This is a genomic window from Pontibacillus sp. ALD_SL1 (genome assembly GCF_017355605.1).
In genome coordinates this window covers 3061508-3073877 of record NZ_CP062974.1, presented here as the reverse complement: position 1 = coordinate 3073877, position 12370 = coordinate 3061508, and the positions used below count along the sequence as shown (strand labels likewise).

Sequence of the window (12370 nt, the reverse complement as noted above, 5' to 3'; positions counted from 1 at the left end):
CTTTAGTGACTCATTTTGTATTTTATCATGAAACAGAATATTCCAAAAATAGGAACCTACTCTTTACAGCTTTAGTTTGATTCTGAACGCTAATTTACCTCTATACAAGTCGGGGAAGCGTGCTCTTTTGAGTATTGAAAGGGCTCTCGCAGACTCCTCAGTGCATACTTGATGCAAGTTTTTGTATAAAAATTAATAAAAAGGGTATTTATTTCGCTTTGTTGTGTGTTATTATACATAATATCTAATAAACATACATTAACAGGGGGCGGCAAAAATGAAGAAATTTGCACTTATTTTATCTATTGTGGCAATGATGGTTGTTCTTGCAGCGTGTGGCAGTTCTGAAGCGGCAAATGGTGAAGGAGAAGACGGAAAGAAAACATTAGTTATGGGAACATCGGCTGACTATAAACCTTTTGAGTTTATCGATACAGCTAATAGTGATGAAATTGTCGGGTTCGATATTGATATAGCCAAACACATCACAGAGGAACTAGGTTATGAATTGAAGATTGAAAACATGGATTTTAGTGGGTTGATTGCAGCTCTTAATAGTAACAAAGTAGATTTCGTGTTTGCTGGTATGTCTCCAAATGAAAAACGTGAGAAGCAAGTCGATTTCTCGGATATCTATTACGAAGCGCATAATGCAGTGATTTCAATGGAAGATGCTTCTATTAACGAATTAGGTGATTTAGAAGGAAAGAAAATTGGTGTACAACTTGGATCGATTCAAGAAGGTAAAGCCAAAGAACTTCAAGAGGAATACGAAGGTATTGAAGTCATTCAACGTGACTTAATTCCTCAACTAGTAGAAGAGCTGAAGACAGGACGTATAGACGCAGCCATCATTGAAGATAGTGTCACAAGCGGGTATCTAGAAAAAAATGAAAAGTTAAAACAGTTCATCCTTGATCCAAACACTTCAAAGGGTTCTGCGGCAGCATTCCCTGAAGACAGTGAGCTAGTTGAAGAATTTAATAAAGAAATCGAAAAGATGAAAGAAAGCGGCAAAATGGATGAGCTTATTAAGAAATGGTTTGAAAACGGAGGAAAGTCCGAATAAGGCAAGGAGTGGAACGATATGGAAGAGATTATCCCATCAATCCCCTTTATTTTAGAGGGGATTCTCATAACATTAAAATTCGTCTTACTATCTGGAGTTATAGGGTTCATACTAGGAATCGGAGTGGCTCTTGCGAAGCTTGGAAAAAGTAAAGCATTAGGGAAAATCGCAGGTGCCTATACAGCATTCTTCCGAGGGACTCCTCTTATCCTGCAACTTGTCTATATCTATTACGTCATTCCGCAAGTAACACCTTGGAATATTGAGCCGTTCGTGGCAGGTGTGATCGCATTTTCATTGAACTCTGCAGCCTACATTTCTGAAATCATCAGAGCTGGTATTCAATCCGTTGATAAAGGACAATTTGAAGCAGCTAAAGCTCTCAATATCCCGTATTTCAAGGCAATGCGAAAAATTATTTTGCCACAGGCTATTAAACACATTTTACCTGCCTTAATGAATGAAGGCATTATGTTACTAAAAGAATCGGCTGTTATTTCTGTTATTGGTGTATCGGATATCATGCGCAGAGGACAAATTGTAGCAGCGGATACGTACAACTATATTGGAGCCTTAACAATCCCGTTAATCTTATATTTCCTTATGGTTCGGGTGCTAGAAATGTACGGATCTAGGGTAGAAAGAAGGTTGAGTTACAGTGATTAAAGTGAATCAATTATCTAAAACATTTAAGAAGACGCCTGTTCTGAATAATATTACGACAGAAATTAACAAGAAGGAAGTAGTTGCAGTGATTGGACCATCTGGGTCTGGTAAATCAACCTTTCTCCGTTGTTTAAATGGATTAGAACAACCAACAGAAGGTCAAGTTTATATCGATGGGACACAACTCAATGAACAAAACGTGACTCAAATTCGTGAGAAAACAGGCATGGTGTTTCAGCACTTTCATCTCTTCCCTCATATGACCGTGCTTCAGAATATCACCTTTGCTCCTATGGAGACACATGGAAAGAGCAAAAAAGAGGCTGAAGAGAATGCCATGAAGCTACTTGAAACTGTGGGGTTATCCGGTAAAGCAAATAGTTACCCGAATCAACTATCAGGTGGCCAGAAACAAAGGGTTGCTATTGCTAGAGCCCTTGCTATGCATCCAGAGATTATGCTTTTTGACGAGCCTACATCAGCGCTCGATCCAGAAATGGTAAAAGAGGTCTTGGATGTTATGAAGCAACTTGCAAGCACGGGGATGACAATGGTTATTGTGACCCATGAAATGGCTTTTGCACGTGAAGTAGCCGATCGGATTATCTTCCTCGATCAGGGAGCAGTAGTTGAAGAAACAACACCTATTCAATTCTTTAATACTCCTTCAACGGAAAGAGCACAGTCTTTCTTACAGAAAGTTCTTTAATCATAAGTAAAGCCCTCTATTTTAAATAGAGGGCTTTTTAGTGTTATCCAATACAAAGGCGGAACCAATTCGGAGAATTAGTTAGCACTTTGTAATGCTTCTTCAAGCTGATATGTGCGAACTTTTCGTGGAAGGAAACTGCGAATCTCGTCTTCGTTAAAGCCAACTTGCAGGCGCTTCTCATCAAGCATAATCGGACGCTTCAGAATGCTTGGATTCTGCTCAATTAGCTCGTAAAGTTCACGCATTGTTAAATCATCTAAATCTACATCTAACTCTTTAAAGACCTTTGAACGTTCAGAAATAATTTCTTTCGTTCCGTCTTCTGTCATACGGACGATTTCTTTAACTTCTTCTGCTGATAAAGGTTCAGAGAAAATGTTGCGTTCTGTGTACTCTAAGTTATGTTCCTCAAACCACGCTTTCGCTTTACGGCAAGATGTACAACTTGGAGATAAATAAAGTGTAATCATGCAATGAACCTCCTAATGGTCAGTTGAATGTTACCTTACTTTTCTTACTTTACATCGTATGGAACATGAATGATGTAAGCTACCTTACATTCCCTAGTATACCACTTGGTATGGAAGTGGGCAAAATGATAATTCTCCCAAAATTAAGGGAATTCGTTCCTCATCTATTGATGTGAAAATATGATAAAGTCATAGGCTATTTTCCTCGCATATGCTTGTCCAATACCCTTTATTTGATAAAGGTATGCATTAATGGCACACCCGGCTGTTATAGCCATGATTTGATTGTAACATAAATATCTTTAATTTGAGATAGTTTTTTATCAATAATGATCCAATATTCTACTTTTCCTGGTAAGCTCCCTTATGTGGAAGACTTGAAGCTGAGACATTTTAGTATGGAAAGGCCGTTACGATTATGAGTGCTTGCCCCCGAGCAAGCTGTCGCTCTCAGCTTCGAGTCTTCATGATTACTGCCCATATCTGAATGAGAAAGAGCCGGTTGAGGTATTGTCTGAATAATTCGGAAACTTATGTTTATCTATAGTGAATCAGGGTACACATCATAGGTGGTGAAGCGCTTTCAGTTGCGGTTGTGCATAAACCACAAAATTTTTGGCTGAAGTTTGTGGCATGGGCACGTTGTGGTATAGGTACTATAAAAGTTATAATTTTCTTAATAGAAAAACATTTAGCACAATAAATGTATCTCTTTAATCTAAAGAAATCGTTACATCAACGATGAAGGGGTGTGGTGGTCGTGGAAGCGTTAAGTAAGAATTTCTTCTTATTATTATCCAATAGTTCAGTACTCGACAAGATGGCCAAAAAATGGGGGCCGCGTCTGGGAGCGGATAAGATTGTGGGGGGAGAGTCGTTTGACCAGGCCATTCCATTAATCCAACAGTTGAATAGTCAAGGGCTGCACGTAACGGTGGATCATCTCGGTGAATACGTAAACTCAGAGGCGGAAGCTAGAGAGCGTGCCGAAGAATGCATAAGTACGATTCAAGCTATTCATAATCACCAGTTGAACACGCAGCTAAGTTTGAAGTTGACCTCACTTGGTCTCGATATCAGCCACGAACTTGTCTATGAGAATATGACACGCATATTAGATACAGCGAAGCAATATGATGTGGTTGTAACAATTGATATGGAGGATTCATCTCGTACTGAGAAGACGCTTGAATTGTATAAATACTTCAAGAAAGACTATGACAATCTTGGTACTGTCATTCAATCGTATCTATTCCGTTCAAACCAGGACGTCGATGAATTAAGCGACTATAACGCATACTTGCGTCTTGTGAAAGGTGCTTACAAAGAGTCTGGGAAAGTAGCTTTTACGGAAAAATCGATGGTAGATGATAACTTAAAAAAGTTAATTGCCAAGCATTTGTTAAATGGAAATTACACAGCGATTGCCTCACATGATGAGGCTATGATTGAGTTTACAAAGGACTTTGTAGAGAAGAACAACATTCCAAAAGATCAATTTGAATTTCAAATGCTTTACGGCATGAGAAATCAAATGCAGCTAGATCTCCTGCAGGAAGGATACAAAGTTCGTGTCTATCTCCCTTATGGAGAAGACTGGTATGGATATTTCATGAGAAGGTTAGCAGAGCGCCCGGCGAACATCGCTTTTGCGGTGAAAGGGCTCTTTAGTAAATAAATTAGCTACTGCTTAAATAACGAAGAGGAAGGGGAAATGATTGATGGTACAACCGTACAAACACGAACCATTCACAGATTTCACAGTTAAAGAAAATAAGAAGGCTTTTGAGGATGCTTTGCAGCAGGTAAAAGGCCAGCTTGGCCAGGATCACCATTTACTTGTGGACGGAGAACGCATCTTAACGGATAATCACATCGTTTCCACAAACCCTGCAAATACAGAACAAGTAGTTGGACGTGTATCAAAGGCTACTCAGGAGCTTGCTGAAAAAGCGATGCAAGCTGCTTCTAACTCCTTTGAATCTTGGAGAAAATGGTCAGCTGAAGCGCGTGCAGGACTTTTACTTCGTGCCTCCGCTATTATGCGCCGACGCAAACATGAACTTTCCGCTTATCTTGTTTATGAAGTAGGTAAGCCATGGAAAGAAGCAGATGCGGATACAGCAGAAGCCATTGACTTTCTTGAATATTATGCACGACAAATGCTTGAAATCGATAAAGGGAAGCACGTTGAAAGCCGTCCAGGCGAACGCAATCGCTATGTCTATCAGCCAATTGGTGTAACGGTAGTAATCCCGCCTTGGAACTTGGCACTTGCGATTATGGCTGGTACAACTGTGGCTCCACTTGTAGCAGGTAACACTGTAGTGATGAAGCCGGCTAGTAACAGCCCGGTAATCGCAGCGAAATTTGTTGAAATTTTAGAAGAAGCAGGTCTTCCTAAAGGTGTTCTTAACTTTGTACCAGGAAGCGGTGGAGAAGTTGGAGATTATCTTATTGAGCATCCGAAGACAGCTCTAATTTCCTTCACAGGTTCTCGTGACGTTGGCCTTCGTATTATGGAGAAAGCCTCCGTACGCCAAAATGGTCAAAACCATCTGAAGCAAGTCATTGCTGAAATGGGTGGTAAGGATACAGTTGTCGTTGACAGTGAAGCAAACATTGATACGGCTGTAGAGGCAATCATTGTTTCAGCGTTTGGATTCTCAGGACAGAAATGTTCTTCTGGTTCCCGTGCCGTCGTACACCAAGATGTCTACGATGAAGTGTTAGAGCGTGTTGTAGCTCGTACAAAAGAACTCTCAGTAGGTAACGCAGCAGAGTCAAACGTATACATGGGGCCAGTTGTAGACCAATCTGCATATGACAAGATTATGTCCTATATGGAAGTAGGGAAAGAAGAAGGGCGTTTAATGACAGGTGGTAAAGGCGATGATTCCAAAGGTTACTTTATTGAACCAACCATTTTCGCAGACCTTGCGCCTAATTCTCGTATGCAACAAGAGGAGATCTTCGGACCAGTTGTTTGCTTCACAAAAGCGAAAGACTTCGACGAAGCGATCGAGATTGCGAACAATACGGAATACGGCTTAACAGGAGCGGTAATCTCTGATAACCGCCAGCACTTAGAAATCGCAGCTCGCGACTTCCATGTGGGTAACCTTTACTTTAATCGTAACTGTACTGGTGCCATTGTTGGCTATCAGCCGTTCGGTGGATTCAAGATGTCTGGTACGGACTCTAAAGCAGGCGGACCAGATTATATCGCTCTCCACATGCAAGCTAAAACAATTTCTGAAATGTATTAATAAAGAAAAAGCTTCTCACTTAAGTGAGAAGCTTTTTCTTTATTGGTTTGGATAGTCGCAGTACTCCACAATCGTTCCTTCTGTATCCGCTGGGTTAACGTAAATTAATCGTCTCCCATGCTTGTTGGTGCGTAAGCTTCCTTCTAAAATGCGAATGCCTTTGGCTTCTAGTTCTTTCATGGCTTCGTCCAGGTCATCTACTTGATAAGCCACATGATGAACGCCTTTTCCTTTTTGTTTAATGAACCGGGCAATAGGTGAAGTCGTATTATTCGTTGGCATTAAAAGCTCGGTACGAAATCCGTTTACATCCATAATGGCGATCTCACTTTCAACTCCGATTGCTTCACTGCGATAACGGTCAATCATTGTTGCACCTAACACGTTTTCATAAAAATGAATACTTTCTTCTATGTTGCGAACGGCTACGCCGATATGATCCAAATGTTTCTCCATATCAATTCTCCTCGTCTCATTAGTGGAACCATTGTATCATAATGTCCCTATATACTGTTCTTAAAGTATTTTCATACACCATGATTTCAGAAAATATAAACTGAATATTAAAAAGACTAGTAATACTATGCAACATTGCCTTTCCCTTTTGTGTGAAAAATCGCTATAATGAACATTAGGTTTTCTTGTTCGACGCTGCTTTGAAAGGTAAGGGATGAACTATGGATCAAAAGGAGCTCATTTTTCAGACTGAGGATATACATAAAGCGACTGAGTTTATTAGTTCGAAGCTTGATAAACCAGTCATTGTTGAAAGTAAAAACTTTGAATTAATCGCATATAGTTCTTCATTTGAAGAATTTGACCAAACTCAACAAAAGACGATTTTGTCTAAGAAATGTCCTGTTTTTATTATTGATCGGTTGAAGAAAGAGGGAATCGTCCAAAAAGTAGAAAGTAAACCAGAGCCTATTCGCATAGAACCTATTGAGGAGCTTGGCTTTTACCAGCGGATTGTAATTGCTGCAAAACATTTAGGTCACACGATGGGGTACATTTGGGTGCAAGAGTCCACGTCTTTATTAAAAGAAGAAGACCTGGTGTTTTTAGAGGAAATTACATCACATATCGGAAAACTCATTTACGATGCTTATTCACGAGTAAACGTAAAAGAAGGGCGTAAGGATGAATTATTGTGGAAGCTTATACATCATGAATATGGTAGCGAAACGCAATTCAGGCATGATTCAAAACAAGTGAAGCTAAAGTTGCCTGAGAGGTGTGCGGTATTAATCTTCTCCATAACTGATCCGCAACACAATGAACTGTTAGGAACGTTAAAGGATTTAGTGATCCACTCTCCTTTGAGACAAGATATCCAGTTCTTAAGAACGGAGTTTCAAATTGTAATGTTTGTTCATGGGAGAGCGAATGACCCGTTTAGTGCCACGGATACAGGGAGGGCGTTTATTGAAGAAGTGAAACAGTCTCTCGATGGGGACCCTTTCTATTACTTCATGATCGGACTTGGAAAAGAATATACGAAGTTAATGGATGTTAGGAAAAGTTTCTTAGAAGCCCTTGAGGTTATTGAAACGGCTAACTTTATTGAACCAAGGCCAGAAACCATGCCAAGAGAATTTGCTAAGTTAGGGGTTTACCGGTACTTGGCCACTCTGTATGAGAAGAATAGTTCTGAGGATTATTTCAGTGAAGACCTTCTTATATTAATGAAAAAAGATACCGAGGGACAGACAAACTTATTGGAAACTCTTGAGGTGTACTTGGCTAATAATGGGAAAGGGAAGCAGACAGCAGCAGAATTATTTATCCACCCAAATACGTTGAACTATCGATTAAAGCAGATATTAGATTTAACCAATATCAACTTACAAGACTTCAACATGAAAAGCTATTTATACACAGAACTGCTTCTTTTGAATAATGTGCCTGGTTACTATAAACGATACCGGGAAGCCATTTCGGTTCATTTGAAAGAATAAAAAGCGGATGCAAATAAGCATCCGCTTCTTTAATGGACCTCGAGGATCTGACTAATTAGGTGCGGTATGACTCTAGCAATTCTAAGGTCCATTCGCACCATTCCACATACATTCTTGCGTACCTCTTCCCAAATTCTGACGTTAAATAGCTCCCAATTTCAAGGTAACTAGGATGAGCGTCTTCGCCGTAATGTTCTAGCTGCCATTGAGACGTTCCAGCTAATATGGCTTTTTCTCTCTCTAGTATTCTTTGTAATAGGGTGATGGCTTCTTCAACTGAGATCGCTTGAAAAGCGGAAACACGAAGAAGAAATTCATCTTTAATCTTGGCTGGTTTGATGGCTTCTTCCATCATCCATTCAATTAAGCGCTTCTCCCCTTTATGGGTAATCGTATATAGTTTCTTGTTCGGGCTTCCTTCTTGGACAATCGTTTCATATGTGACGAGCTCCTCATCACGCATCTTATTTAATTCTTGGTACACCTGAGAGTGTGTAGAATTCCAAAAATAAATGTGCTGTGTCTTAAATGTGCTATGTAAGTCATAGCCTGAATGCGGACCTTTAGTCAACAATCCGAGAAGGGCATATCGTATAGCCACAGTCTACATCTCCCTTTGCTCAACTTGCTAGCTTTATTATACGCTACATTGCTAAAAGGGAAAACGGAAGCATGTGCTATAGATGTTTATCATTGCCAATTAAGAGGGAATGGGAGTACCAGTAATAAACAAAAGGAGGAATAAGAATGGCTGAAAAACGATTAAGTGAACTAGTACAAGGAGAAAACTATTCCGCACAGGAGTTAGATAGCTTTGTGTCAACGACAGATGCTGTACTTCTGTCAACAAATGAGAATCAACTATTCACAGAACCGGAGCGGGAATATAAGGTGACTGGTGAATTCGCAGGCTTCTTTGAGCATTCCTCTGATGATGGGGAGAAGTACTTCCGTAATAAAAAAGCATACATTGTTGAAAAAGTATAAAAAAGATAATAGAAACGAATGATAAAAAGGACTTAATCTATTCAGGTTAAGTCCTTTTTTAGGTATAATAGATCTTCCGATTATATTAGTAAGGGAGGTAGCAGGATGGCCGGGAGACAGAATCGAGTTCCTTACTATCTTCAAGTGAAGCACAGTATTATTGAGAATATTAAGAACCAACGTTGGAAACCTGGAGAAAAGATTCCATCAGAGAATCAGCTCATGCAACAACATCAAGTAAGTCGCTCTACTATTCGTCAAGCGATTAGTCAGTTAGCTCAGGAAGGAATACTTGAAACAAAACGAGGAAAGTCGACAACTGTTAAGAAGAAACCTTCCGATCACGTTAAGAACCCAGGAGTTATTCAAACAGAGAAAGGCTCCGAGTTTAGTGTTCATTTAATAAGAACTGTACACGGTAAGAAAATGGAGTTCGCGAAGAAGATGTTAGGTTTAACAGAAGAACAGGCGGTATATATGTACGAGCGTCTTCGTTTAGCTGATGGCATTCCAATTGCCATTCAACAATTATTCATTCCAGAACACATTGTTGAGGCACTCACAGATGAGGACTTATTGGTATTTGACTTCCACTCCCATCTAGAAGAAATAGGGGTGATTGCGAGTTATTCTAAAGATTACGTATCTGCTTCTCTTGCGAATACATATGAGGCTGACTTCTTAGGTGTAGTAGCAGGGGACCCCTTAGTTGACCTGACAAGAATTACACTTGGAATTGATCAGTCTCCTCTTGAGTATTGTAGAACCAAGTATTTGCCTTCTTATTTTGATTTTACTGTAGAAACGAGAGGATAACACTTTAGTCATCAAGGCTAAAGTGTTTTTTTATGACATAAAATTTTCGAATGTTTGTGTGAAAGGAAGAGAATGGATAAAACTTGCATGACATTTACGTTACATGTTAGTATAAGTTTTGTGGTTATACGAACATGTATGCTTTTTTTACATACTATTCGCATGCATATCTAGTAAACTATTAAAATAAACTTGGGGGAATAGACGCATGAAAGCATTAAAAAGAATCCTACCGGCACTTTTTATCGGAATGTTACTTGTTCTGGCCGGGTGTGGAGATAGTTCTAGTTCTGGTTCTGAAGAGGGATCTGACGAATCGAGTAAAACAATTGAGCTTGGTTTAAATAACTGGGCAGAGAACGTGGCTGTATCAAACATGTGGAAAGTCATTTTAGAAGATGAAGGCTATACAGTTAACTTAAATATGACGGAAAAAGGTCCTTTATACCAAGCTTTAAAATCAGATGACTTGGATGTTGCTCTAGAGGTTTGGTTGCCACATACAGATAAGCCGTTCTATGAAGACTTTAAAAACGATGTAGATTTTCATAAAGATCAGACGTGGTTTGAAGGTACAATTTTAGGTCTTGCTGTACCTAGTTATGTAGATGTAAATAGTATTGAAGAGTTGAATGAGAACAAAGAAATGTTTGAAGATGGTAAAATTTACGGAATTGATGCAGGTTCAAGTCTTATGGGCTTAACTGAAGATGTTATTAAAGAGTACGATTTAGATTATTCTACTGCAGCTTCTTCTGGTCCTGCAATGACGACTCAGCTTGGAGAGTCTATTCGTAAAGAAGAACCGATTCTTGTAACACTTTGGAAGCCTCACTGGGTATTTGCAGAATATGATGTTAAATTCTTAGAAGACCCGAAAAACGTTTATGGGGATGAAGAGAACATCAGCTGGATGTCTCGTCAAGGTTTCACAGAAGACTACCCTGAAGTAACAGAGTATATTAATACGTGGAAGATGAATGACGAACAATTAGGTAGCTTAATGAACATGGTGAAAGAAGCTGAAGCTCCTGCTGATGGTGCTCAGAAGTGGGTAGATGAAAATGAAGATCTTATCAACGAATGGTTAGGGAAATAGGTAAATATAAAAAAAGGACTTTCCAAGAGGGAAAGTCCTTTTTTATGCTTATACAACAGTGCCATATTTTTTGGCACGCTTGTCATCCTTATGATCTTTTACGACGAGGACCGCATGTATTGCACCTGGTATAACACCAAGTATGGTTAGTAGTAAGTTAATCAATGCTTGAAAAGGTTTGCCAACTAATAGTACCGCAACTGGCGGTAATAGAATAGCTAGTAGGTATAACATGATTCACCCTCCTGATGGATTGTCTTGCAATTTATATGTATATTACCCGCTATCCACAAAGTTAATCTAACCAGTTTGCGAATAGAACTTGTCATTTTATAGGTTTTAACCTTCTTCTTTACGGTTACATAAATAGTACGCAGCAACTCAAGTAGTCCGATAAGGAGTGAAGTTTAATTATGACATTACAAAAAGATTTAAAGAAACTAGAGAATTTCTACACAGAAAAACCTCACCGAGTACTAACGATGTACTTAAATACAGACTTAGCCGACCAAGATCAACAAGGTGGCGAATGGAAAATCCATTTCAAAAATGGAATGAATAACTTTGAACACTATCTTCAGGAGAGCGGAGATAAAGATGAATTGAAAAACTTCCGCAGTCTAAAAGAACAGTTAGAAACTTACGTAACAGATTATGAGCGAAATCTTTCTAAAAGCTTAATTGTATTCGCATCAACGGATGGCCAACTTTGGCACGCTCAACCTATTCAAATGCCAGTAAAAACAGAGTTTTTCTGGGAAGAAGCACCTGTATTGGATCAGCTGAAAGAACTAAACAATGAATTTCCTAAAACAGGCGTAGTGCTAGTTCAGCAAAATGATGTAAAAGTTATTGAAGCAGAACTAGGAGCTGTAGATGACGTTAAGTACTATGAACTAGATCTTAATACCGAAGACTGGCGCTTACACACTGGTCCACACCAGGCTCAAGCCTCTATGGGATCAGGTGGTAAGAACCCAGGTAAAGAGAAGTTTGAGGACCGATATCGTGCGAACCAACAACGTTGGTATAAGAGTCTTGCCCCAACGCTAGACAAATTAGCTAAAGATGGCCAATGGCAACGTATTTATCTAGTCGGAAACCAAGATGAAACAGACGAGATTCAAGCTCATATGAATAAACCAATTGATGAGCATGTTCCAAAGAACCTATTAGAACATGAAGAAACACAAGTTCTTAACGAAGTGGTTTTATAAAATGAGGGGAAACTCTGCAACATTGAGTTGCAGAGTTTTTCTTTTTTCTATACATAATAATAACCAGAAGCAGTGGTGTTTCTAATAATAGGAACCAGCACGTTTCT

Annotated in this window: 14 protein-coding genes; 10 read left to right on the top strand and 4 right to left on the bottom strand. The window is 39.3% G+C overall.

Annotated elements, in window-relative coordinates; genetic code table 11:
• Positions 1-277 precede the first annotated feature (277 nt).
• The 3 genes from IMZ31_RS15625 to IMZ31_RS15615 are packed head-to-tail and all read left to right on the top strand — an operon-like array spanning position 278 to position 2444.
• Positions 278-1069, top strand: a complete 792-nt coding sequence (locus IMZ31_RS15625; protein ID WP_207528209.1) for a transporter substrate-binding domain-containing protein — start codon at positions 278-280, stop codon at positions 1067-1069.
• 18 nt (positions 1070-1087) lie between these two features.
• Positions 1088-1735: an amino acid ABC transporter permease gene (locus tag IMZ31_RS15620; RefSeq protein ID WP_188652087.1), complete on the top strand. Its 648-nt coding sequence runs from the start codon at positions 1088-1090 to the stop codon at positions 1733-1735.
• Positions 1728-2444, top strand: coding sequence for an amino acid ABC transporter ATP-binding protein (locus IMZ31_RS15615; protein ID WP_207528208.1), 717 nt, complete (start codon positions 1728-1730; stop codon positions 2442-2444). The genes IMZ31_RS15620 and IMZ31_RS15615 overlap by 8 nt, the downstream gene beginning before the upstream one ends.
• A gap of 77 nt (positions 2445-2521) precedes the next feature.
• Here IMZ31_RS15615 and spxA read toward each other — a convergent pair whose 3' ends face one another.
• On the bottom strand, positions 2522-2917 hold the full coding sequence (gene spxA, locus IMZ31_RS15610) for a transcriptional regulator SpxA (RefSeq protein ID WP_207528207.1): 396 nt from the start codon (positions 2915-2917) through the stop codon (positions 2522-2524).
• 760 nt (positions 2918-3677) lie between these two features.
• Between spxA and IMZ31_RS15605 the strand changes: the two genes are divergently transcribed.
• The gene (locus IMZ31_RS15605; RefSeq protein WP_305849394.1) at positions 3678-4595 is read left to right on the top strand and encodes a proline dehydrogenase family protein; all 918 of its coding nucleotides are present in this window, start codon (positions 3678-3680) and stop codon (positions 4593-4595) included.
• A gap of 43 nt (positions 4596-4638) precedes the next feature.
• Entirely contained in the window at positions 4639-6186 is a 1548-nt protein-coding gene (pruA, locus tag IMZ31_RS15600; protein ID WP_207528206.1) for an L-glutamate gamma-semialdehyde dehydrogenase, read from the top strand.
• A 39-nt stretch (positions 6187-6225) separates the two neighbouring features.
• Here the strand turns inward: pruA and IMZ31_RS15595 are convergent, their stop codons facing one another.
• Entirely contained in the window at positions 6226-6642 is a 417-nt protein-coding gene (locus tag IMZ31_RS15595) for a VOC family protein (protein WP_207528205.1), read from the bottom strand.
• A 221-nt stretch (positions 6643-6863) separates the two neighbouring features.
• Between IMZ31_RS15595 and IMZ31_RS15590 the strand changes: the two genes are divergently transcribed.
• Positions 6864-8144, top strand: a complete 1281-nt coding sequence (locus tag IMZ31_RS15590; protein ID WP_207528204.1) for a PucR family transcriptional regulator — start codon at positions 6864-6866, stop codon at positions 8142-8144.
• Between the two features lie 55 nt (positions 8145-8199).
• On the opposite strand, the gene IMZ31_RS15585 is transcribed toward IMZ31_RS15590, so the two are convergent.
• Positions 8200-8745 (bottom strand): PadR family transcriptional regulator, encoded by a 546-nt coding sequence (locus IMZ31_RS15585; RefSeq protein WP_207528203.1) that lies wholly within the window; start codon positions 8743-8745, stop codon positions 8200-8202.
• A 146-nt stretch (positions 8746-8891) separates the two neighbouring features.
• Between IMZ31_RS15585 and IMZ31_RS15580 the strand changes: the two genes are divergently transcribed.
• From IMZ31_RS15580 to IMZ31_RS15570, 3 genes are all read left to right on the top strand, one after another.
• A complete protein-coding gene (locus IMZ31_RS15580; protein WP_207528202.1) occupies positions 8892-9131 on the top strand; it encodes a hypothetical protein in 240 nt (79 codons plus the stop codon).
• Between the two features lie 105 nt (positions 9132-9236).
• Positions 9237-9947, top strand: a complete 711-nt coding sequence (locus tag IMZ31_RS15575) for a GntR family transcriptional regulator (RefSeq protein WP_207528201.1) — start codon at positions 9237-9239, stop codon at positions 9945-9947.
• Between the two features lie 208 nt (positions 9948-10155).
• Entirely contained in the window at positions 10156-11046 is an 891-nt protein-coding gene (locus IMZ31_RS15570; RefSeq protein WP_207528200.1) for a glycine betaine ABC transporter substrate-binding protein, read from the top strand.
• Positions 11047-11094: 48 nt separating this feature from the next.
• On the opposite strand, the gene IMZ31_RS15565 is transcribed toward IMZ31_RS15570, so the two are convergent.
• Positions 11095-11280, bottom strand: a complete 186-nt coding sequence (locus IMZ31_RS15565; RefSeq protein WP_207528199.1) for a YqaE/Pmp3 family membrane protein — start codon at positions 11278-11280, stop codon at positions 11095-11097.
• A 179-nt stretch (positions 11281-11459) separates the two neighbouring features.
• Between IMZ31_RS15565 and IMZ31_RS15560 the strand changes: the two genes are divergently transcribed.
• On the top strand, positions 11460-12263 hold the full coding sequence (locus IMZ31_RS15560; protein ID WP_207528198.1) for a VLRF1 family aeRF1-type release factor: 804 nt from the start codon (positions 11460-11462) through the stop codon (positions 12261-12263).
• The last annotated feature ends 107 nt before the right edge of the window (positions 12264-12370 follow it).